The following is a 21157-nucleotide window of genomic DNA, read 5'->3' on the forward strand; positions in this document are numbered from 1 at the left end:
GACGGCCACTTGGATCTCGCCCCCTCGACGCCTATGACTCTCGCGGCCGAACATCCCAAAACGACCACGTGGTCACCCTCGACGAAGAGGTTTACGCGCACTACGCAAGGGTCGCATACTGCCCACTTGGCCTCTGTTCCATCACTCGGGACTCTTGCACCCAAACCACCGTCAAAGCTGCGGAGCGGAAACATCTTCATTTACAGCAATCTTCGCCACTATTCCGCCTAGTAAGGGATAAACCCTCTGTGGGGCACATCACCGGACGGCAAGATCCCATAACCCTGGAATGTGACGCGCGCTACGCCGATACGCATGGCCGCTAGGCACCGCCGGCTACGGCCCGCTGGCGCCGGTCTTGCGGAGCGCCTGAGCTACAAGCCAAGGGAGTCCCTGGTCAGCGCCAGCCATACCGCCGACCAGGCACGCAGGGCAGACGGCGACTCCATCGCCGGGTGGTTCAACGTCGTCCCGGATCAGGTGCGTACAAGGCGAGCCCGAGCAAAAGGGGTGCAGATCGAGCAGGTGCGCCAGGGCGGTCCGGACGCCCAGTACCCGGTGACCCGCTGAACGGCACTCCGCGCCGTTCAGCGGGTGCTGTCGGTCAGTCGAGGTTGACTGAGCGGGCCGAGGTGGCGCCGATCTCCTGAGCGATTTCACTGCGGACGTCGGTCGGGACCTCGTTGTCGATGGTCAGCACGACCAGCGCCTCACCGCCCTCGTCCAGGCGGGAGACCTGCATCCCGGCAATGTTGAGGCCCGACTCGCCGAGGATCCGGCCGACGGTGCCGACGACGCCGGGGCGGTCGGTGTAGCGCAGGAAGACCATGTGGTCGGCGACCGGGACGTCGATGTCGTACTTACCCACCGACACGATTTTCTGGATGTGCTTGGGGCCGACAAGGGTGCCGGAGACCGAGGCCTCCTCACCATCTGCGAGTGTGCCGCGGACGGTGACCATGTTGCGGTGGTCCGGGGACTTGGAGCTGGTGGTGAGGCGAAGCTCGACGCCGCGCTCCTGTGCGAAGAGTGGGGCGTTCACGTAGGACACGGTCTCCTCCACGACGTCCTGGAAGACACCCTTGAGCGCGGAGAGTTCGAGGACCTTGACGTCGTGCTGGGTGATCTCGCCGTACACCTCCACGTCGAGCCGGACGGCGACCTCGCCCGCCAGGGCGGTGAAGATCCGGCCGAGCTTCTCGGCGAGCGGCAGCCAGGGACGTACGTCTTCCGCGATGACGCCGCTTTGCACGTTGACCGCGTCGGGGACCAGCTCGCCCGCGAGCGCCAGCCGGACGGAACGGGCGACGGCGATCCCCGCCTTCTCCTGGGCCTCCTCCGTGGAAGCGCCGAGGTGCGGGGTGCACACGACCTGGTCGAACTGGAAGAGCGGGGAGTCCGTGCAGGGCTCCTGCGCGTACACGTCCAGGCCCGCGCCCGCGACCCGGCCCTCCTTCAGCGCGTTGAACAGCGCCTGCTCGTCGACGATTCCGCCGCGCGCGGCGTTGACGATCCGGACGTGCGGCCGGACCTTGTGCAGCGCCTCCTCGCCGATCAGGCCCAACGTCTCCGGGGTCTTCGGCAGGTGCACGGTGATGAAGTCCGAGACCTCCAGCAGCTCGTCCAGTGAGAGCAGCCTGACACCCATCTGCGCCGCCAACGCGGGCCGTACGTAGGGGTCGTAGGCGACGATCTTCATGCCGAAGGCGGACATGCGCTGGGCGACCAGGGCACCGATGCGGCCGAGGCCGACGACGCCGAGGGTCTTCTCGCTCAGCTCCACGCCCGTGTACTTGCTGCGCTTCCACTCGCCGTTCTTCAGGGCGGTGTCGGCCTGCGGGATGTTGCGGGCTGTGGCGATCAGCAGGCCGCAGGCGAGCTCGGCGGCCGTGACGATGTTGGAGGTGGGGGCGTTGACGACCATCACACCGGCCTGGGTGGCGGCGGGTACGTCGACGTTGTCCAGGCCGACGCCGGCGCGGGCGACGACTTTCAGTTTCCTGGCCGCGGCGATGGCCTCCGCGTCGACCTTGGTCGCGCTGCGCACGAGGATCGCGTCGACGTCGGCGATCGCCGGAATGAGCTCGGCTCGGTCGGCGCCGTTGCAGTGCCGGATCTCGAAGTCCGGACCGAGTGCGTCAACGGTGGCGGGCGACAGCTCTTCAGCTATCAGTACGACGGGTTTCGGGCTCACGGTGGTCTTCAGTCCTTACCTATTCCTTCGCGAACGACCGTCTCGGCGGCCGAAGGCGGTGGCGACTTGCGATGGGGTTCTGCGGGGGCGGGAGGAGTGCGGCCGGCATGGAGACGTGACGTGCCAGGCCCGCGCACGGGGCGACGGCGGCGTGACGCGCCTACCTGACGGCAGCCGTGCCAGGTGGTCTGGCCCGGGCGGGCGAGGGCCTGGCGGTGCTTGTATCCGTGGGCGCACACGCCCGACCATCGACATGGGCGTGGCCGGCTGGAGGGGGCGGCAGCGAACTCGTCCGCCCCCTCCAGCGCAGGACGTCGTGTTATGCGTGCGCGGGCTCTGGCTGCGCCTCGCGCACCGGTGGTGCCAGGCGGCCCGTGCGGTGCAGCCCGTAGAGGGCGGCCGCGCAGGCGAGGCCGAGTGCGAACAGCGCCACCCATGGCAGTGCGGACATCCCGGCGGCCCGGGCGGCGTCGAGCGCGGCACCCGTCAGCAGGTTTCCGAGGGTGATGCCGATGCCGCAGATGGTGTTGTACAGGCCGTAGTGGGTGGCGACGAGGCGGTTGCCGGAGAGGCGGACGATGGTGTCCATCTCGAAGGGGTACGCGATCATCGTGCCGATCGCGAGGAGCAGCGCGGACAGCGCCGGCGGCACGGCCGCGAGCAGCCACAGCCCCACCCCACTGTCCGGTACCGGGACCGCAGTGGCCACCAGCAGCGGAACGAACCCCAGCCCCATGGTCAGCAGCCCCCAGGTCAGCGCGCGGCCCGGTTCCATGCGGGCCTTGCACCAGGCGGTCACCTTGGTCTGGAAGAGGATCGTGCTCAACCCCGAGACGGCGAACAGCACCGCCACCGCCCCCGTGCCGAACGTCCCGTCGCCACCCAGGCGCCGTACCTCCAGCGGCAGGGCCAGATAGACCTGGAACTGCATGACGTAGAAGCCGATCATGGCAACCGAGAACAGCAGGAACGGCCTGTTGGACACGATGCCCCGCCACTGGGACAGCACGCCCTCCTGGTCCTGTCCGCGCCCCGCGTCGTCGCCCCGGCGGGCAGGCAGGGCCCGGATCTGGACAATGCTCAGGAGAGCGAAGATCCCGGCCGCGGTAAGGCACGTGACGCGGAAGCTCACGCCGGTCAGCAGCATGCCCACCAGTGGGCCGAGCAGGATCCCGGCCTGGTAGAAGACATTGAACAGCGCGAACGCCTCGACCCGGCGTTCACCCGCGTCCGCCGCCACGTAGGCCCGTACCGCCGGGTTGAACAGCGCCCCGGCCAGCCCCGTCGCCGCCGAAGCGGCCAGCAGAGCGGGTACGGACTCCACCAACCCGAGGGTCGCGAAGCCGACGATGCGCAGCACCAGCCCGGCGATGATCATCGGCTTGTAGCCGAGCCGATCGGCGAGCGTCCCACCGAGCAGGAACATGCCCTGCTGGCTGAAGTTCCGCACGCCGAGGATCAGGCCGACCAGCCAGCCCGCCAGCCCCACGGGCCCTGCCAGATACGCGGCCAGGTACGGCATCAGCATGTAGAAGCCGAGGTTGATGGTGAACTGATTCACCATCAACAACTGCACGCTGCGTTCGTAGGAACGAACCTGTGCGAGGGTGCCCTTCACCGGTTGCCCTCCTCGGACTCGTCGACGTCGCCACGCTGCTCGGCGGTGTCGCCGTCCGAGGGCGCCTCGGCTTCCGCCTCCAACGCGTCGAGGGAACCGGCCACGTCGTACTGCTGCGGCTCGGACTCGGCCAGCGTCAGCGGGTCCACGACGTTCTCGCACCGCGTCCAGCGGCTGACCTCCTTCTCGTCCAGGCGGCCGATCACCTCCGGCTCCGGCGCGGGCGGGGAATCGAGCAGACCGTGGGCGGCGCAGTAGTCGTCGTCGTAGACGGTGCCCAGGTAACGCTGCGGACCGTCGGGGAAGACCGCCGCGATCCGGGCGTCCGCGGGCAGGGTCCGGGCCAGCCAGCCGGCGACCAGCGCCACCGCACCGACGCTCCAGCCACCGGTGGCGTAGTGGGAGGCGGCGAGCTGGCGGCAGGTCCACACCGACTCGGCCGGGGAGACCCAGTGCACCTCGCTGAAGTTGTCGTAGGCCACGTTGCGCGGGTAGATGCTGGAGCCCAGGCCGCGCATCAGCCGGGGCCGGGCGGGCTGACCGAAGATCGTCGACCCGATGGTGTCCACGCCGACCAGCTTCAGATCCGGGTAGAGCTGCTGGAGCACCCGGGAGACTCCGGCGGAGTGCCCGCCGGTGCCCACACTGCACACCAGGACGTCGATGTGGCCGAGCTCCGTGGCGAGTTCGAGGGCCAGCGGGGTGTAGGCGGTCGTGTTGTCCGGGTTGTTGTACTGGTCCGGGCACCAGGAACCGGGGTGCTGCTCCATGAGCTTGGCGACCCGGTCCCGGCGCGCCTGCTGCCAGCCCCCGGTGGGGTGCGGCTCGGAGACGACGTTGACCTGGGCGCCGTATGCCATCAGCAGCTTGGACATGGACATTTCCAGGCCCGGGTCGGTGACCAGGGTGACGGGGTGGCCGTAGACCATGCCGGCCAGGGCGAGCCCCAGGCCGAGCGTGCCGCTGGTCGATTCGATGATCCGGGCGCCCGGCCGCAGCTCACCGCGGGAACGGGCCCGCTCGACCATGTGCAGGCCCGGACGGTCCTTGATACCGCCGGGATTGAAGCCCTCCAGCTTGGCCCAGAAACCTCGCCCCTCCGGGGCGAGAGGCTCCGATACCCGCAGCAGCGGGGTGTTGCCGACCAGCCCGGACAGGGCAGAGCGGGTGGGGGGTGTCATGTCAGTGGTCGGAGAATGCATTGTCCGCTCTCGTTCGAAGATGTGCGTCAGGTGTTCGCTCATCTCGCATGCGGCCCGAGCAGGGCAGGGAGCAGTCCCCGCCTCCGCGGGCAGCATGCGGCAGCCGTTGCGAACGGCTGCGACCGAGAGGTCTAGATCCGCCACCGACAGACGATCGTGAGCGTGGAGCGGCCGGGCGTGGCTATCCGATGTCTACGACGCCGGGGCTGAAGCGCGAAGAGCCCTACGGCCGCAACTGCCGGTACTGCGGTGGCAGGGAGCAGCGCTCCGGCGCGGGTCGGCGAATCCAACCCACCTTGAACCGAGGGGATCAGGCCGGGGGATGTGCAGAGGGCACCGCCATGCGAATGCCCGGACTCGTTCTGAAGTGCAGATTCGGCTTCCGGCGCTGTGCCACTGGCCAGCACCAGCGACGGAAGATGACCATGGTCTCCGTCATGCGGAAGGGCAGGGCAGTGAAAGAGCCCCGTCAGCAGTAGGGCACCCAGCACCCAGGCCAGCAACCGGCGCGGCGATGGCCGAGCAGGTTGGGCTGGAGGTGCGAGGGACTGGTCGTTCGGCACAGGTCCTCCGTGCGGCTGCCGTCTCCCGGCACTGTGGACTAGGGAGAGCAGCAAGAGGTCGGCGAGCAGTGGGCGAGCGCCGTCGTCCGGACCGTTCAGCCTGCGAGCGGCCGTACGCGAAGTCGGGCGCCACAATCCGGCCAAAGCCGCACGCAACGGACAGTAGCGGTCCATTCGCTTTACTGCGCGGGATTGACCAGCGGAGGCGTGCCGAATCTAGACCTGCAGCACGGTGGAGGTTCTGGACTCCATGGGCGACGCGACAGTCACCCCTGCCCTTTCCGGGGAAATCCGACGGATGTCCGCCCCGCGAGGCTGCAAGTCCTCGCTCAACGGAGAAGGACAGGGAGCACCGAAGGCGACCCCCTGCTGGGGCTGCCCCGGCGTGCACTCCTGCGCAGGGTGGGAGGGGGCTTGATCGTGGTCGTGCGAGTCGAACGACGCACCTTCGAGCACCTGCTCAGCATCGGCGACCAGCGTCGCGACCTGCCCGCCGACGCCGCCCTGCGAGGCGGTTGCCGCAGTGGCGTTGATATGCCCTGCGACACCCTCGCTGCTCACACTGTGGGCGTATACAAGGCCGAACAGCAGCGCGGCCAACCCAAAGAGATGCAGCAGGCCAGCCCATGGGCGTGCCTGCCGCGCTCCGCGGGGAGACCAGTTCGTAACCACGCCGTGATCCTAGCGCGCCTCGCGACACAACACCGACGTCACCCTGGAATCATGAGTTAACAAGATGTGAACACATTGTGGGGAACGTGAATCATGAACGAAACGGAAGCAGCGCCCCAGAGTTGAGCTGCACCAGGGGCGCCTGATGTCTCTCGACGACGGATCAGCCGTTCTCCAACGGTGGGTAGCCACGCTGACCCTGATCGACCCGGTAGTCGGTACATAGGTCGGTACATACCGAGGAGGTGCGGCCCGAGGTCAGGGCGCGGAGGCGTCCGCGTAGCAGGAGAGCCCTCAAGATCCGGCCGGACGTGGGACGTAATCATCAAAACGCGGACCCGCACGGTCCGGCGGGCAGGACGGCAGCAACTGGTCGCAGTCCGTGCACGAGTCCAGCGTCACTCCGTCGAGCGCGCCGTGTCAGTCGCGTCGCCGCACGCCGTAGACCGCTCTCCCGCTCATCCTGCGAGGTTGAGGCCCGGGCTGTGGACGCGCCGCGTGATGGGCACGAGGACGGCCCGGAGGTCCGTCCCCGCGTTCCGGCGCTCGTCAATCGTCGGTTGCTTCGTCGCAGGTGACCTTGTCGCGGGGCACGTACCGCGTCTTGAAGGTCTCCCGCTTCACTTCCTTGCCGCCGTCCTTGAAGACCCGGTCGACCGCGACGTCGAAGCCTTCGAGTGGGGACTGCGGGACGCACTTCTCCCCGGAGCCCTCGCGCGTTGCCGGCTGCTTCACGTTGGTGCGCGGGCCCTTGACCGACTCCACCGCGTCGTACTTCTTGGTGCCCAGGAAGCTCACGGTCACGGAGCTGTTCGTGGCACGGGCGTCGATGTAGATGGCGTTGCCCGAGTCGTTCCTGAACTTCAGGTCGAGGCTGCCCCACGCCACCGTTGCCTCCCGGCCCTCCGGGTAGCGCTCGATGTAGAAGGAGTGCGCGCCGTACTCCACCGGCTTGACTCCGGCGAAGAAGATGGCGTTGAAGGTAGTGGTGGCGACCGCGGAAACCCCGCCTCCGGCCGCCTTCTCGAACTGGTCGTTGTTGATGATGATGCCCTCGACGAACCCGTTGGCCTCGGTCCGCTCGCCCACGGTGCGGTTGAAGCTCCAGGTCTCGCCGGGCAGTACGACCGACCCGTTGATCAGTTCCGCTGCGCGGCCGATGTTCGTGACGCGGTAGGGGGCGGGCTCGAAGTTGACCGTGAAGGTCGACATCTGCTCCTTGATGCCCAGGCGGCCGACGTTGTCCCGGGTCAGTTTGGGCTGCACCTCCTCGGTGTCCACCGCCCCGGTGCGGGCCGCCCCGGATTCTGTCAGCAGCGGCAGTACGGCTTTCTGGAGCGCCTTGGCCGTGACCTCCTGACCGGTCTTGCCGTCCGAGGCCACCACTACTCGTCCGCCGTCGAGGCGCAGTTTGGCGTTGACGGCCTTGTCGGTGGCCAGCGCGAGCGGGCTGGACACCGCCGGGTCGGCCAGGAGTCCCTTGCCGTCGAGGACGGGTATCAGCCGGCTGTCTCGGTCCGGCTTCATGGTGAGGTGCTTGCCGATGGTCGCCGGGCTGATCTCGACCTCCCGGCCGCCCACGGTGAGCGTGACCGGTGCCGACATCGCGGGGGTGGCGAACTCCTTCATCGCGCGGTTCACCTCCTCCGCGCCGACCTTGGGTTCGGACGTACGGGCAGGCAGCCGTACCGGCTCATCCCCCTGGCCCGGTACCGCCGACGCCAACGCCTCTACCGCGCCGTACACATCCAGGGCCCGCCCAGCGGCCGGTCGCACCGGCACCGCCTTGCCCGCGTGGAACGTGACCTCCCCCTCCCGCGCCTTACGGTCATACGCCTTCGCCTCCTCAGCCAGTGACGCGCGGGCTTTCGCCTCATCCACGCGGATCACCGGTTCGACCTCGCGATCGCCGCTCGTGAAGAGACGGCCGATCACAGAGAACGGGTCGGATCCCGCCTGCGCGGCGCGGGCGACGGTCTCCTCACTGTCCAAAGAGATGCCGGACACGTGGATGGTTTCGACACTGTCACCGAGGCGCACCTTCATCGGATCGGACCAGGCCCCGCCCAAGCTGCCGTCCAACTTCTCGCTCGCCTGCGAGCGGCTCAGCCCTCCGATGTCCACACCGCTCACCCGGGTCCCTTCGGGGACATCCTCACTGGACGCCAGCAGGCCCACCAGGTACAGCCCGCCGATACCGATACCGACCACCGCCCCCGCCACGAGCGCGACACGGCCTATTCGGCGGCGCCCCATCGGCGTGGCATCAGCAGGCGGGGCGGTCTCGGCGGGCGGGCCGAGGCGCGATGAAGGAAGCACTGATTCTCCTCGTGTGTGACTGGGTCGCGACGCAGCCAGGCTTGCGCAGCCGACCGCACGCCGGGCGATGGTAAGTAGACTTCTGCGACGGTTTCGTAGGCTCCGTCACCGGTCCGCTCCTGAGGCAGCATGAGCGGCCAGAGCAGCATGGCCACGACGGCTTCGGCCTCGCCGCCGGCACCGTCTGGGCACCGCACAGCAGCGCGTTCAGAGAGCCTGCGGTCACTGTCGTAAGCGCCGAGAGCCGGGGAGCACAGAGGGACAGCGCTTCCGGTCCAGACTGCGCGCGACCATCGGTCTGGTGGCGGAGCACGGACGCATGCTCGCACCCGCGGCCAGGCCCGGAGGGCCAGAACGGCGACCTGAGCGATGGACACGGGAGGTCTTGCCCCTTCTTCGGCTGGAACCCGATGCGGAGGCGTCGTCCGGTCTCATGGCGGACCGGTTCCTCGGCTGATCGATACAGACCTTCACTCCTAGCAAACTAAGTGGGTTAGTTATACATCAGTAAGATTGACTGCGAATTCTCCGCCCTCGCCGACGTCAGAAGGAGACCCGCGATGAATGAACTGCTCTATGCCCTGCCACTGCTGGCCTGCCCACTGGTCATGGGCGCCATGATGTGGTTCATGATGCGCTCCAAGCACGGCGCACCGACCGCCACCGCGGACCGCCAGGAGCTGATCCGCCTCCGCAAGGAAATCGCGGCTCTGCGCGGCGAGCAGGCGTCGCGGGACACCACACCGCACGACAGCCCGGCATGACGAGCGTCTGACTCCGACTTGCCGCGACCGTGCTCGCGGCGAGCGTGACCCGGTGGTGCTGCGTACGCGCCAGGCGAAGAACCGCTTCTGCCACTACGACCAGGCAGTGGCAGGCGACCCCGACGGCCTCGCGCACAAGCCACCCTGCTGTCAGTAGCCGCCAAAGGATCCGAGATCCTCGACACGTGACCTCCTCCGCACCAACGGCCCACCGCCCCCTCCTTGCGATCGGCTCATTGCTCTCGCTCGTCCTGGCTCTCCTGCTGGGCACCGCCGCCCCCGCGTCCGCTCACGCGACACTGCTGTTCACCAGCCCGGCCGCGGATGCGACGGTGGCCGACTCGCCGAGGTCGCTGGTCCTGGTCTTCGACCAGCCGGTCAGTCTGAGCGGAAGCTTCATACGCCTCGAGCCCTCGGCCCGCCTGGGCACCCCCACGCTCAGCCGCGGCAACCAATCGCTCACCGTCCCCGTCCGCACCGCGCCGACGGAGGGCGTGCACACCGTCGACTGGCAGGTGACGGCCCGCGACGGCGACGTGATGACCGGCAGCTACCGCTTCGCCGTCGGTCCCCGGACCATCGCTCTCGCCTCCGGCCAGACAACGGCCGCCAAGGACGCCGCTCCCACGACCGCCTTGCGCTGGCTGCTCTTCGCGGCCCTCGCCGTCGCGCTCGGCGAGGCGGCAGGCCGACGCCTCAGTAACCACCTCCCCAACGCCCCTGCCCCGCGACCACGCCCCTGGACCCTGCCTGCCACGCTCGTCGGCAGCGTCGCCACGCTCGCGCTGGCGGCCCTGCAGCTCGGGGACGGCTCCCTTTCCTCCTTCACGGACACACGGCCCGGCGTCCTGTCCCTGGTCGAGGTCGCGGGCTTCGCTCTCGCCGCCGTGGCCGTGCTGGTGCGCCGTCGGGCCTGGGCGGCCGTCCCGCTCGCCGCCGTCCTGGTCGCCGAGGCGCTGCGCGCCCACCCGCAGGCCGAGCAGTCCGTCGCAGGCCCGCTGCTGACCTTCGTCCACCTCACGGCGGCCGCCCTGTGGGCCGGGACACTGCTGCACGTCCTCCGCGCGCTCGCCGCCTGGCGCGGCGAGCGCTCCCCCAACCGGGCTCTGCTCCTCTCCTACGCCCGCCTCGCCACCTGGCTGTTCGCCACCGTCGTCGTCACCGGGCTGATCTCCGCGCTGCTTCTCGTCCCGCTCGGCGACCTCGCCACCACCACGTACGGGCAGATCCTGCTTGCCAAGATCGCCTTGGTCGCTGTAGCCGCGGGTCTCGCTCTCGCCGCCCGGCATCGTCTGCGCCGCGCCGGGACGGGATCATCCCAGCGCCCGGCCCGCATCGAGACCGGCGTGCTCGCCGTCGTCCTCGCGTTCTCCGCCACCCTCACCGTGCTGTCCGTCCCCGCCGACGCGAACCGCTCTCTCCCCTTCGCACCGCCGCTCGACGGGCCAGTCGTCCCGGCGGGCGCCCGGGCCGGGGAGATCGGCATCAGCGCCCGCGCCGCGGCCGGCCGGCTCGTCATCGACCTGACCGCGCCGCAGATCGGGGGCGCCGAGAAGCAGTCCTACGACCTCAAGGCCACCCTCGCCGATCCGCGCGGTTCCCGCCGGGCCCTGAAGCTCCGCGACTGCGGCGCCGGCTGCTTCTACAGCCCCGTCACCTGGCGCGACGGCACCAGCCGCCTCACCCTCACCGCCTCCGCGGGCGACGAATGGGCCGGTGGCCGCGCGGGCCTCGCCGTCACCTGGCCGCCCCGCCCGGACACGGGCCTACTGCGCGAGACGGTCACGGCGATGCGGAAGACCCCGCGCTTCACCCTGCACGAGCTGGTCACCAGCAACACCGCGCGTGGACTCGGCGACCTCAAGCAGTTGCCCGTCACGGGCAAGGAGTTCCTGGCCTCGGAGCCGTACGGCGGCGGCACCGCCCCTGTGATCACGCGCCTGCCCGACGAGGACGGCCACCGCCGCCTGGCCCTGGCCTATCCCGCCGAGCACACCCAGCTCGCCCTCACCCTCGACGAGGACGGCCGTATCCTCCACGAGACGCTGACCGCCCCGAACCACCTCGTCACCCGAACCTTCGTCTACCCGGAGGCGGACGAGGACGGCCATGGCCACTGAGCGTCCGGGCGAAACCGGCAGCCCGCCAGCAGCAACCCGCCTAATATCAACTGTGATGGGGAGCCGGAGACAGCACACGCCCCGCGAAGCGCACTGGACCACGCGCATCGCGGCGCTCGGTCCTGCCCTGGCCGTGCTGCTCGCCGGTTTGGTGATCTGCCTGGGGTTCGTGGCCCACAGCGAGAGAGGCCCGGCCACGACCTCCATGACCAGCATGTCCGCCACCACGGCCCCAGCGGGCACCCCGGCCGGACACCACGCGACGACAGCCGCGCACCCGTCCGACTGCCCCTACGACGACGTGTGCTGCAGGTCGGCCACCGATGACGTAGGTGCCGTGCCCGCCTCGACCGCCCAGCTCCTGCCGGCGGTCCTGCCCCGCGTGCCGGACCTCCCCAGGCAGCCGGACACTCCTTCGCGCCCCACCGACCCCGCGTCGGCCTGCCGAGCTCCCGATCTCCACGTCCTCCAGGTGCAACGGACCTAGACGGACGTCACGGCTCCGTGCGCCCGCATGCACGGTCGGCCGATGTTTGCCATCCACACCCCACACCTGCACCCACCGCCGCACGGCGGGGACGAGGAACCCACAGCCATGAGCAAGACCAGCAAGAAGCAGGCCTCCGCCGCGCGGCGGGCCAAGATAGAGGAGATGCGCCGTGCCGAGAGGGCACGCGAGCGCCGCAACCGCATCATCACCATCACGCTCAGCACGCTCATCGTCGGCGGGCTGATCGGCTGGGGTGGGTACGCCATCAACAGCGCCAACGAGAAGGAGGAGCAGCAGGCGGCCGAGGCGAAGAAGCCCGTGAGCGGTGAGAAGACCTGGGACGCGAAGAAGCTGGGCCAGAAGCACGTCACGGGCACCGTGAAGTACCCGATGAACCCGCCCGTCGGCGGCAACCACAACCGGGCGTGGATGACCTGCGAAGGCAACGTCTACACCCAGGCCATAGCGAACGAGAACGCCGTCCACTCCCTCGAACACGGGGCGGTCTGGGTGACGTACAACGACAAGGCCGCCGACGCCGACGTCAAAATGCTGAGCGACAAGGTCTCCCAGACCCCGTACACCCTGATGAGCCCGGCCACCGACCAGACCGGGACGATCATGCTGTCTGCCTGGGGTCACCAGCTCACCGTGGACAAGGCGTCGGACCCGCGGGTCGAGCAGTTCCTGACCAAGTACGTCCAGGGCACCCAGACGCCTGAGAAGGGTGCCACCTGCGCAGGGGGCCTGACCGGAGCATGAGGGATACGACTATGACGGCACCAGACGTGACGCATTCCGATTCCGACGACGCACCCACCCGCAAGCCGTCCTTCGGCCCGTGGGCCGTCGCAGCGGCGGCGGTCTTGGTCGCCCTCGGGCTGATCCTCTGGTCCGTGGCCGGTCCCGGCGACGAGGACACGTCCGAGGTGCCCACCGCCGCCTCTGCCGACGCGGGCTTCGCCCGGGACATGGCCGTCCATCACCAGCAGGCCGTCGAGATGTCGTACATCGTCCGCGACCGCACCGACGACGAGGACGTACGCCGTCTCGCGTACGACGTCGCGCAGACCCAGGCCAACCAGCGCGGCATGCTGCTCGGCTGGCTCGACCTGTGGGGCCTGCCGAAGACATCCTCGGACTACATGGCGTGGATGAAGGGTGACGGTCATATGGGGCACGAGCCGAAGGACGGCTCCCTCATGCCCGGCATGGCCACCAACATCGACCTCGACCAGCTCGGCAAGGCCCAGGGCAAGGACGCCGAGATCCTCTACCTCCGGCTCATGACCGACCACCACATGGGCGGCGTCACGATGGCCCGCGCCTGCGCCGAGCAGTGCGAGGTCCCGCAGGAGCGCCAACTGGCCCAGGGCATGGTCGACGCCCAGCAGTCGGAGATGGACCTCATGGCCGACATGCTCAAGGAGCGCGGCTCGGCACCCCGCTGACGCGATCTCCGTCACGGCCCGTCGCGGGGCGGCACTCATCCGGCCACCGGGCTGTCGGGAGTCTGTCCGTCGAGCCCGTGGCGGCTCGCCGGACAGTGGTCGTGCGGCAGGGCCCGGTGTACCGGGCCCTGCCGGTCCTCGCGGTGCGAGGCGGCACCAGCCGTTTCGTCCGGTCAGGCGACCTGCAGCATGTGTTCCTGGATGTCGTCGACCTGGAGGGTGCTGTGGGTGACGCCATGGTCATGACATAGGAGTTCTCTGAGGTCAGGCGAACGGTGTGGCAGTTGCCGTCGGCTGGACCAGGCCAGGGGCCGAGAGCGGCGGCCGGGCCGGAGGTGGCCCGTCGGCGGTGCAGGTCGTGGACCTCGACGACGGACGGCTGGGAGACCAGCTTGTCGCCCAGGGCATTGGGGTCCAGGTCTTCGGAGGGCGGCTTCTAGGATGATCCGGCCGGACCCACGCGGCAGCACCTACCTGCAAGTCCTCCAGGCAGGCGTTCGGCACCGGGCTGCGGCCAGTGCCGCTCCTATGGTCGCGGGACTGCGCATGGCGGCCCTCGGCTTCGCCGCCTACCCGGCCGTCACGCCCGGTTCGGCGTATGCCTTTCAGCGTCGCCGCCGTAATCGGCCCAGGCGCCGGACTCGCCTCAGCTACTCCGCGAGGGACTCGGCGCCGGTGGGCGCCGTGGCGGTGGACCACTTCTCCTCGATGCGGCCGAATCGCCAGACTGCCAGGGCGGCAGCCCAGGTCAGCACGAAGAGTCCGACGATGGCGCAGCCGACGTAGTCGAGGTTCAGGGAGGCGATCCATGCCAGGGGCCCGGAGTCGATGCCGAGCCTTTCCACGACCAGTCCGATGAGCACCAGGAGCCCGATGACGAGGGCGACGGTGACGGACAGCACGGTCACGGTGAGGTTGTAGAAGACCTTGCGGACGGGTTTGAGGAATGCCCAGGCGTAAGCCCGTGACATGAAGACGCCGTCTGCGGTGTCGAACAGGCTCATCCCGGCGGCGAAGAGGGCAGGCAGAACCAGGATCGCGTACCACGGCAGGACGTAGGCTGCCGAACCGGCGGCGAGCACGAGCAGGGCGACCTGCGTGGCGGTGTCGAAGCCGAGGCCCATGAGCAGGCCGACCGGGTAGAGGTGCCAGGCCTTGCTGACTCGCTTGGTCGCTCGGGCGAGAAGGCGGGCCAGGAAGCCGCGGTTGTCCAGGTGCCGTTCGAGTTCGGCCTCGTCGAACTCGCCGGCGCGCATCCGGCGGAAGGCCCGGGCGATGCCGAAGGCGGCGGCCAGGTTCATCACGCCGATCAGAAGCAGGAAGAAGCCGGCGACGATGGTGCCGATCAGGCCCAGCAGTTGCGCCGTCTGAGAGTCCTCGTCCTGGACGACCCCGGCCACGGAGCGGACTCCGAGGGCCAGCAGCAGACTCGCCACGAAGACGACCGAGGAGTGTCCGAGGGAGAACCAGAAGCCGGCGCTGACAGACGGCTTGCTCTCTCCGACGAGCTTGCAGGCGCTGCGGGCCCACCTGCTCAAGGAGTTGGAGGCGGCAGGCGACATCGCCGTCAACGGTGCGGGTGCGCCCTGCCTGCCCAAGACGCTGAACGTGTCCTTCGCCGGGGTGCGGGGCGACACGCTCGTCGACATGCTCGCCGTTCAGGGCGTCTGTGTCTCGGCGGGCTCCGCCTGCCACGCCGGCAGCGACGAGCCTTCCCACGTTCTGACCGCGATGGGTATCCCCGCGGAACGCACCCGGTCCTCCGTCCGGTTCAGTCCCGGCCGCACCACCAGCCTTGACGACGTCATAGTGGCGGCCGCGAGGACCGTCGATGTCGTCGGCAAGCTGCGGGCGCTCGGCCCGGTCGACACACCACAACCGACCCACGCCTAGGGACCGGTGCAGGTACGACCGAACGGGCCGACAGCACTACCAACACCAATGCACAACGGGGGCAGATGGACGTGTCTGATGTAACCGACCAGTGGGAGATGGCCCTGCCACACACAGATCGGGAGGCCGCGTTCGTGTCCGTACCGGACCCGGCTGCAGCGGCATCGGTGGCGCTCGATGCGCCGGTACGGAACCTGCTAGATGCTGGAGCTGCAGATCACCGGCGGCGCCACCGAGATCTACCTCGCCCACCGCTCCCCTGCCGACGCGGCCAGCAGTTTCGACGCGCTGCCGGGCAAGCGGGACGGCGATCCCACCCAGGTGTCCAACCGACGTCTGCTGAAGGAGATCATCGCGCAGGCCCATGCGGCCGACATGAAGGTCCACCTGTGCGCCGACGCCCCCGCGGTCACCGCGGGCGAGAAGGACGCCTTCCTGGCTCACGTCGCCCAGGGCATCGAGGCGGGCGCGGACAGCGTGGTCGTCGGCGCCCTGCCCGCCGCCCGGTGGATCGCCGATACGCATCCGGACGTTCCGCTCGTCGCCGGCGCTCCCCTCGGGGTCACCACCGTCGCCTACGCGAAGCGTCTGCAGGAGGGGTACGGCGTGCGGAGGATCGTCGTCCCGCATGCCACGGCGCTCGACGAGATCGCCGCGTTCTGTGCCGTGGACGGCCTTGAGGTGGAGGTCCCCGTCCAGACCGGGTCCGGCGCCGACTGCCATCACTGTCGGTTGCCAGCAAGGGTCCGGGCTCGGCTGCCGGGCCGGCTATCAGGGCACACCGGCGGCTAGTGACGGGGCTGTGGATCTGGGCGGATTCCTCGATGGAGCGTCGGACTGGGCCCTGTGCGACGTGCCGTCCCTGGTGGCGCTCGGCGTGGCCGCGCTGCAGATCCCTGGGCGGGAGAGCCCGATCATCCGGCAGAACGCCAAGATCACCCAGATGTACCGGCGGGCGCTCGACGGCGTCGCGAAGGGCTGGAGCACCAAGCAGACCATCGCCGACATCGACCGCATCGAACTGACATGGCAGATGGGCTGGGTGCCGCGGATGTGCGAACAGCAACGCTGCCGCTTCCGCGACACCGCCCGACGCCGCGCCCACGTCTAGGCCGCTAGGAGAAACGTGACTGTCGAAGTCCGCCTCACCACCTGCGACCGGCTGGAGGAGGTCCTTCGCCTGCCCGTCGACGCGGTGAGCATCGGGCAGGAGGGCTGCGCGGCCAAGCTGCCCGACACCGAGGCCCTGCGGCGTGCCGTGGAGCACATCACCGAGGCCGGGCTGCGGGCGGGTGTCGTCCTGCCCGCAGCCTGGCAGCGCACCGCAGCCCAACTCACCGATCTCGCCATGAGCTTGGCGCGGAGGGGCCCGCTCACGGTGACCGTCAACGATCTCGGCACCGCCGCTGCCCTCGCCGGTACCGCGGGCTGCGAGCTGGTCGCCGGACTCGCCCTCATGCCGGGACGGCCGCACGATGCGGGGGAGACGGCACGCCGCCCGCTGCAGCCTCCGGTGTTCGAGGAGGCGTACCTGCAGGAGCTCGAAACCTCCGGAATTCACATGCTGGAGGCGGAGGCGGCAGCCGCCGTGCCTGAGCGGGAGGGCTGGCGGGTGCGGCGCCTGGTGGACGTCACCCCGCTCGCCTGGGCGCGCTCCTGCCCCACCGCCCGCCACCATCAACTCGCGCTGCCCGACTGCGCGAGCGCCTGCGACCAGCCGATCGACTTGGTGGCCACCCACCGCTGGCAGCTCGGCCACGGACACCGCGAACCCATCCCCGTCGCCGACCGCCCGGCACAAGTGCCCCTGGTCGTCTACGGCAACGCCGTCTACGCCACCGCACCCACCGTGGAAGCCGGTGACGACGTCATCATCGACGCCCGCTTCTACAGCCCGGATGCGCTGGCCGAGCGCCTCGCCGTCCTGCGCCCCTCCGTATCCGCGGCATCCCTTTAGGAGCCACCCATGGTTGACCTCTCATTGAGCAGTGACCAGCAGGACATCGTCGACCAGGCGCGAGCGGTCGCCCGCCGCTGCCTGGCACCACGCGCCGGCGGGCACGACCGCACCGGCGCCTTCCCTGCCCAGAACATCGCCGACCTCCACGACGCCGAGCTCCTCGGGCTCCTGGTGCCCACCCAGTACGGCGGCACCGGTGCCGATCTCATCTCCTGGGGCCTGGCGGTCGCCGAGCTCGCCGAAGCATGCGGATCCACCGCGCTGATCTTCGCCATGCACTCCGGTGCCGCCCGGCTGCTCGCCGCCGACGCTGCCACCAACCCCGTCGCCGAACGTGTCCTGAAAGAGGTCACCTCCGAAGGCAAGCTGCTCAGCTGGGGCTTCTCGGAACCCGGCACCGGCGGCAACATCCTCAACCCGTAGCTTCGGGCCGCCCCGGACGGCGAGACCGTGCATCTTGCCGGGACCAAGGCGTTCTGCACCGGCGCCGGGCACGCCGACTAGTACCTCATCAACGCCCACAGCGGCGAGACCGAGTTCCGCCGCAGCCAGACCATGGCCGTCATTCCGGCCGGACAACCCGGCCTGGACGTCAAGCAGTCCTGGGACGCGATGGGGATGCGCGCCAACTGCGCCAACACCCTCCTGCTGGACTGCCGCATCCCCATCCAAAATTGTGTCGGCGGTCCCGGAGGCGGGATGACCCGTCTCACCCACTCCCTGCCCGCCCTCATCCTGGGCCTGGCCGCCGCCTCCCTCGGCATTGCCCGTGCCGCCCAGAGCTTCGCCAACGATCACGTCATGCGCCGCAAGCTCGCCCCCACCGGCCAGCCGCTGGCCGCGTTCCAGGGCGTACGGCTGCACGTCGCCGACATGGCCACCACCGTCCACACCGCCCGCCTGTCCCTGCTGCACGGCGCCTTCACGGCCGAGACCGACCAGCTCGAAGCCCTCCCCGCGCTGAACATGACCAAGTACATCTGCAACAAGGCCGCCATCGCCGTCGCCGATACCGCCATGCAGGTCACCGGCGGCCACGGCTTCCTGCGCGCCAACCCGCTCGAGCGGCACTACCGCGATGCCCGCGCCGGCGCCGTCATGGGCGCCAACCTCGACGCCCTGCGCGACATGATCGGCAAAGCAGCCCTCGGCCTCGACCCGCGCAGCGACACCATCACCGCACCCACAGGAGAGAACCGGCCGACCAGCGGCAAGCGCCAACGCAGCCGCCTGCGCGAGGACTACCTGACCGGGAGGCTGACGTAGATGCCGCACAGCACCGTGCCCCGCACACCCCCAGCCGCCACCGACGCCGCCACCACTGAGCGACAGCAGCAGTTCCGCCGCGTCATGGGCGAACTGGCCGCCGGGGTCACGGTGCTGACCACCACGTCCCCGAGTGGCCCCGTCGGCATGACAACCAGCGCCGTCACCTCGCTGTCACTGGACCCGCTGCTCGTCCTGGCATGCCTGGCCAACCGCTCCGGCACCCTCGCCCTCATCCGGGAACACGGCACGTTCGCGGTGAACATCCTCTCCGACAGCATGGACCACACTTCTCAGGTCTTCGCCGAAAAGCCCCTGTTGGAGCGGTTCGCCGGCGTACCGCACCACTACGAGGACACCGTACCGATCCTCGACGAAGCCGTCGCCGCAGTGACCTGCCGCGTCCACGCGACCCATCCCGGTGGCGATCACGCCATCCTCATCGCCGTCACGACCACAACCCACCAGCAAGGCGAGCCACTGCTGCGCCACCGAGGCTCCTACCGCCGCCTCGCCTGACGAGGCACCACCGCGGACACCGCCCACTCTCACCGACCGTCGAACACCGCCACAGGCCCCATAGGGCGAGAGGAAACCAGCGGATGACAGTCTGGGCACCACACCACCTCCTGCCCCACCTCACCCTCCCGCCAGCGGGATACCGCCCGCCGCCCGGCCAGATCGATGTCTGGACCCTGCACGCCGACCCGGACACCGCCAGCCGTTCGCAACGCCTCAAGGCCCTGCTCGACACCACCGAGCGCCAACGCGCGAACAGCTTCCTCGGCACCGACAGACGCGACACCTACGTCCTGGCGCACCTGGCCCTGCGGCTCATCCTCGCCAACTGCCTCGACACGGCCCCACAAGCCGTGACCATTTCCCGCGCCCCGTGTCCCACCTGTCACAGGCCGCACGGACGGCCGACAGTGCGGCAGAGGGACCTGCACTTCTCCTTGTCCCACACCCGTACGACCGTCATGATCGCCCTCGCTCGGAGTCCTGTGGGCATCGACCTCGAAGCGGTCGACCGCGCCGAGGCGGCGCTGCTGCACAGGCTGCACCCGAACGAGAAGGTGGCGATCCTCCGACTGCCGTCAACCCACCGCTCCCGTGCCCTGATCGAATGTTGGGTACGAAAAGAGGCGTACCTAAAGGGATATGGAACCGGCATTGCGGCAGGTCACCTTCAGACGACCGACATTGGACCAGGTCCGCAATTCGGCCACGGGACTGACGCCCTCACAGGGTGGAGCCTGACCTCGCTCATGGCCCCACCCGGATACGCAGCCGCCGCAGCCCTGAGTACATCCGGACCCCTGGGCTGCGCCCAGGGGTCCATCACCTACCACGGATGTGACCAGTGCCAGCGCCCGACACCTGCGGCGGCAGTCGGAGCCGCGCATTGATGCAGTAGCCCGTCCGGGCCCAGGACCAGGCGGTTATCGCCCTCAGTGGTCGTGCGGCTCGCCCCGGTGGACCGGGCCGTGCGGCTCCTCGCAGTGCGACACGTCGCCAGGGCCGCCGGGCCGGGCGACCTGCAGCACCTTCTCCGGGGTGTGGTCGACCTGGAGGGTGGTGTGGGTGATGCCGTAGTCGTGGCGCAGAAGTTCTTCGAGGTTGCGGCGGACGGCGTGGCAGTCGCCGCCGGGCTCGACCAGGACGTGCGCGGAGAGCGCGGCCTGACCAGAGGTGATCTGCCAGACGTGCAGGTCGTGGACCTCGATGACGGCCGGTTGGGCCACCAGCTTGTCGCCCAGCGCGTTCGGGTCGATGTCGGCGGGGGCGGCTTCCAGGAATATGCGGCCGGACTCGCGCATCAGGCCGTATCCGGCCTTCATCATGAGCGCGACGACGACGAGTGTGGCGATGCCGTCGGCGCGTGCGAAGCCGGTCAGGACCACGATCAGCGCGGCGACGGCGGTGCCGATGAAGGCGAACAGGTCGTTGAGGATGTGCTGGTAGGCACCCTCGACGTTGAGTGAGGACCGGTTGGCCTTGGAGATGCACCAGGTGGCGACCACGTTCACCACGATGCCGGCGAGTGCGGTGGCGAGCATCAGGCCGCCCTCGACCTCGGGCGGATCGATCAGACGGTGCACGGCCTCGTACGCCAGCCAGGCACCGAGCAGGATCAGGGTCAGGCCGTTGGCCTGGGCCGAGAGGATCTCGGCGCGCTTGAGGCCGTAGGTGTAGCCGCCGCGGGCAGGGCGCGCGGCGAGCCTCATCGCGATCAGCGCCAGGACGATGGAGACGGCGTCGGTGAGCATGTGCGCCGCGTCCGAGATCAGGGCCAGAGACTGGGCGATGACGCCGATGACGACCTCGATCGCCATGAACGCGGTGATCAGCGTGAGTGCGATGGCCAGCCAACGGCGGTCGGCGTCCGCTGACACACCGTGGGAGTGCCCGGCGTGACCGCCTGCTCCGTGCTCGTCTCCTGGACCGTGTTCGTGCCCGTGGCGGTGACCGCTCATGTGGTACGCCCTCCCCCTCGTGACGAATGCATCACGGGCAGTGAAACGCATCCGCGCATATATCGCAAAGGCTGCATCGGTGACCGTTGTCATGTCCGTTAATAAGCCGCTGAGCTGGGCAAACGTCTCGCAATGGAAGGTGGCCCAGTGGCCCCGCCATCGAGGGCC

21 protein-coding genes are annotated in these 21157 nt (G+C 69.4%); 15 read left to right on the forward strand and 6 right to left on the reverse strand.

The annotated features are described in order from the left end of the window. Positions 1-315 precede the first annotated feature (315 nt). Positions 316-570 (forward strand): hypothetical protein, encoded by a 255-nt coding sequence (locus tag OO68_RS17605; protein ID WP_033309288.1) that lies wholly within the window; start codon positions 316-318, stop codon positions 568-570. A gap of 34 nt (positions 571-604) precedes the next feature. Here the strand turns inward: OO68_RS17605 and serA are convergent, their stop codons facing one another. The 4 genes from serA to OO68_RS17630 all read right to left on the reverse strand — a co-directional run bounded on the left by serA (position 605) and on the right by OO68_RS17630 (position 8505). Next, entirely contained in the window at positions 605-2194 is a 1590-nt protein-coding gene (gene serA / locus OO68_RS17610; RefSeq protein WP_033309289.1) for a phosphoglycerate dehydrogenase, read from the reverse strand. A 319-nt stretch (positions 2195-2513) separates the two neighbouring features. Next, the gene (locus OO68_RS17615) at positions 2514-3812 is read right to left on the reverse strand and encodes an MDR family MFS transporter (RefSeq protein WP_033309290.1); all 1299 of its coding nucleotides are present in this window, start codon (positions 3810-3812) and stop codon (positions 2514-2516) included. Next, positions 3809-5014, reverse strand: a complete 1206-nt coding sequence (locus tag OO68_RS17620; RefSeq protein WP_033309291.1) for a PLP-dependent cysteine synthase family protein — start codon at positions 5012-5014, stop codon at positions 3809-3811. The genes OO68_RS17615 and OO68_RS17620 overlap by 4 nt, the downstream gene beginning before the upstream one ends. 1784 nt (positions 5015-6798) lie before the next feature. Continuing rightward, positions 6799-8505: a VanW family protein gene (locus OO68_RS17630; protein WP_033309293.1), complete on the reverse strand. Its 1707-nt coding sequence runs from the start codon at positions 8503-8505 to the stop codon at positions 6799-6801. A 623-nt stretch (positions 8506-9128) separates the two neighbouring features. Between OO68_RS17630 and OO68_RS17635 the strand changes: the two genes are divergently transcribed. The 6 genes from OO68_RS17635 to OO68_RS46285 all read left to right on the forward strand — a co-directional run bounded on the left by OO68_RS17635 (position 9129) and on the right by OO68_RS46285 (position 13644). Further along, positions 9129-9332 carry a hypothetical protein gene (locus OO68_RS17635; RefSeq protein WP_033309294.1) on the forward strand — a complete coding sequence of 68 codons (204 nt, stop codon included), beginning with the start codon at positions 9129-9131 and terminating at the stop codon, positions 9330-9332. A 185-nt stretch (positions 9333-9517) separates the two neighbouring features. Continuing rightward, positions 9518-11452, forward strand: a complete 1935-nt coding sequence (locus OO68_RS17640) for a copper resistance CopC/CopD family protein (protein WP_078625350.1) — start codon at positions 9518-9520, stop codon at positions 11450-11452. A 55-nt stretch (positions 11453-11507) separates the two neighbouring features. Further along, positions 11508-11939, forward strand: a complete 432-nt coding sequence (locus OO68_RS43115) for a hypothetical protein (protein ID WP_051814693.1) — start codon at positions 11508-11510, stop codon at positions 11937-11939. 108 nt (positions 11940-12047) lie between these two features. After that, positions 12048-12704 (forward strand): thioredoxin-like domain-containing protein, encoded by a 657-nt coding sequence (locus OO68_RS17650; RefSeq protein WP_033309295.1) that lies wholly within the window; start codon positions 12048-12050, stop codon positions 12702-12704. A gap of 11 nt (positions 12705-12715) precedes the next feature. Continuing rightward, the gene (locus tag OO68_RS17655) at positions 12716-13393 is read left to right on the forward strand and encodes a DUF305 domain-containing protein (RefSeq protein WP_033309296.1); all 678 of its coding nucleotides are present in this window, start codon (positions 12716-12718) and stop codon (positions 13391-13393) included. Between the two features lie 77 nt (positions 13394-13470). Next, positions 13471-13644 (forward strand): hypothetical protein, encoded by a 174-nt coding sequence (locus tag OO68_RS46285; protein WP_157852732.1) that lies wholly within the window; start codon positions 13471-13473, stop codon positions 13642-13644. 399 nt (positions 13645-14043) lie between these two features. On the opposite strand, the gene OO68_RS17660 is transcribed toward OO68_RS46285, so the two are convergent. Then, positions 14044-14955 (reverse strand): HoxN/HupN/NixA family nickel/cobalt transporter, encoded by a 912-nt coding sequence (locus OO68_RS17660; protein ID WP_209442590.1) that lies wholly within the window; start codon positions 14953-14955, stop codon positions 14044-14046. Between OO68_RS17660 and OO68_RS45495 the strand changes: the two genes are divergently transcribed. The 8 genes from OO68_RS45495 (at position 14885) to OO68_RS48605 (ending at position 19921) form a co-directional block, all read left to right on the forward strand. Beyond that, positions 14885-15286 carry an aminotransferase class V-fold PLP-dependent enzyme gene (locus OO68_RS45495; protein ID WP_245237025.1) on the forward strand — a complete coding sequence of 134 codons (402 nt, stop codon included), beginning with the start codon at positions 14885-14887 and terminating at the stop codon, positions 15284-15286. The genes OO68_RS17660 and OO68_RS45495 overlap by 71 nt on opposite strands. 201 nt (positions 15287-15487) lie before the next feature. Then, positions 15488-16078 carry a U32 family peptidase gene (locus tag OO68_RS17670; RefSeq protein WP_033309298.1) on the forward strand — a complete coding sequence of 197 codons (591 nt, stop codon included), beginning with the start codon at positions 15488-15490 and terminating at the stop codon, positions 16076-16078. A gap of 10 nt (positions 16079-16088) precedes the next feature. Next, positions 16089-16397, forward strand: a complete 309-nt coding sequence (locus OO68_RS46290) for a U32 family peptidase (protein WP_033309299.1) — start codon at positions 16089-16091, stop codon at positions 16395-16397. Positions 16398-16412: 15 nt separating this feature from the next. Next, positions 16413-17243: a hypothetical protein gene (locus OO68_RS17680; RefSeq protein ID WP_033309300.1), complete on the forward strand. Its 831-nt coding sequence runs from the start codon at positions 16413-16415 to the stop codon at positions 17241-17243. Between the two features lie 9 nt (positions 17244-17252). Beyond that, entirely contained in the window at positions 17253-17669 is a 417-nt protein-coding gene (locus tag OO68_RS17685) for an acyl-CoA dehydrogenase family protein (RefSeq protein ID WP_033309301.1), read from the forward strand. 132 nt (positions 17670-17801) lie between these two features. Continuing rightward, complete coding sequence (locus tag OO68_RS17690; protein WP_078625353.1) at positions 17802-18512, forward strand: acyl-CoA dehydrogenase family protein; 711 nt, start codon at positions 17802-17804, stop codon at positions 18510-18512. Further along, complete coding sequence (locus OO68_RS17695) at positions 18513-19031, forward strand: flavin reductase family protein (protein ID WP_078625354.1); 519 nt, start codon at positions 18513-18515, stop codon at positions 19029-19031. Between the two features lie 461 nt (positions 19032-19492). After that, positions 19493-19921: a 4'-phosphopantetheinyl transferase family protein gene (locus OO68_RS48605; protein WP_369333421.1), complete on the forward strand. Its 429-nt coding sequence runs from the start codon at positions 19493-19495 to the stop codon at positions 19919-19921. 42 nt (positions 19922-19963) lie between these two features. Here the strand turns inward: OO68_RS48605 and OO68_RS17705 are convergent, their stop codons facing one another. Next, positions 19964-20989, reverse strand: a complete 1026-nt coding sequence (locus OO68_RS17705; protein WP_033309303.1) for a cation diffusion facilitator family transporter — start codon at positions 20987-20989, stop codon at positions 19964-19966. Positions 20990-21157: the final 168 nt, after the last annotated feature.

This window comes from Streptomyces iakyrus, from assembly GCF_000717055.1.
In the GTDB taxonomy this organism is placed as follows: Bacteria; Actinomycetota; Actinomycetes; order Streptomycetales; family Streptomycetaceae; genus Streptomyces; species Streptomyces iakyrus.

What these genes read in the sequence shown, in the direction of transcription:
- OO68_RS17660 (WP_209442590.1), bottom strand. Translation starts at nt 14,955, where the DNA reads ATGTCGCCTGCCGCCTCCAACTCCTTGAGCAGGTGGGCCCGCAGCGCC.
- OO68_RS17655 (WP_033309296.1), top strand. Translation starts at nt 12,716, where the DNA reads ATGACGGCACCAGACGTGACGCATTCCGATTCCGACGACGCACCCACC.
- OO68_RS17635 (WP_033309294.1), top strand. Translation starts at nt 9,129, where the DNA reads ATGAATGAACTGCTCTATGCCCTGCCACTGCTGGCCTGCCCACTGGTC.
- OO68_RS17650 (WP_033309295.1), top strand. Translation starts at nt 12,048, where the DNA reads ATGAGCAAGACCAGCAAGAAGCAGGCCTCCGCCGCGCGGCGGGCCAAG.
- OO68_RS43115 (WP_051814693.1), top strand. Translation starts at nt 11,508, where the DNA reads ATGGGGAGCCGGAGACAGCACACGCCCCGCGAAGCGCACTGGACCACG.
- OO68_RS17690 (WP_078625353.1), top strand. Translation starts at nt 17,802, where the DNA reads ATGGCCGTCATTCCGGCCGGACAACCCGGCCTGGACGTCAAGCAGTCC.
- OO68_RS17685 (WP_033309301.1), top strand. Translation starts at nt 17,253, where the DNA reads ATGGTTGACCTCTCATTGAGCAGTGACCAGCAGGACATCGTCGACCAG.
- OO68_RS48605 (WP_369333421.1), top strand. Translation starts at nt 19,493, where the DNA reads ATGATCGCCCTCGCTCGGAGTCCTGTGGGCATCGACCTCGAAGCGGTC.
- OO68_RS17620 (WP_033309291.1), bottom strand. Translation starts at nt 5,014, where the DNA reads ATGCATTCTCCGACCACTGACATGACACCCCCCACCCGCTCTGCCCTG.
- OO68_RS17695 (WP_078625354.1), top strand. Translation starts at nt 18,513, where the DNA reads ATGCCGCACAGCACCGTGCCCCGCACACCCCCAGCCGCCACCGACGCC.
- OO68_RS17605 (WP_033309288.1), top strand. Translation starts at nt 316, where the DNA reads ATGGCCGCTAGGCACCGCCGGCTACGGCCCGCTGGCGCCGGTCTTGCG.
- OO68_RS17705 (WP_033309303.1), bottom strand. Translation starts at nt 20,989, where the DNA reads ATGAGCGGTCACCGCCACGGGCACGAACACGGTCCAGGAGACGAGCAC.
- OO68_RS17630 (WP_033309293.1), bottom strand. Translation starts at nt 8,505, where the DNA reads ATGGGGCGCCGCCGAATAGGCCGTGTCGCGCTCGTGGCGGGGGCGGTG.
- OO68_RS17670 (WP_033309298.1), top strand. Translation starts at nt 15,488, where the DNA reads ATGCTGGAGCTGCAGATCACCGGCGGCGCCACCGAGATCTACCTCGCC.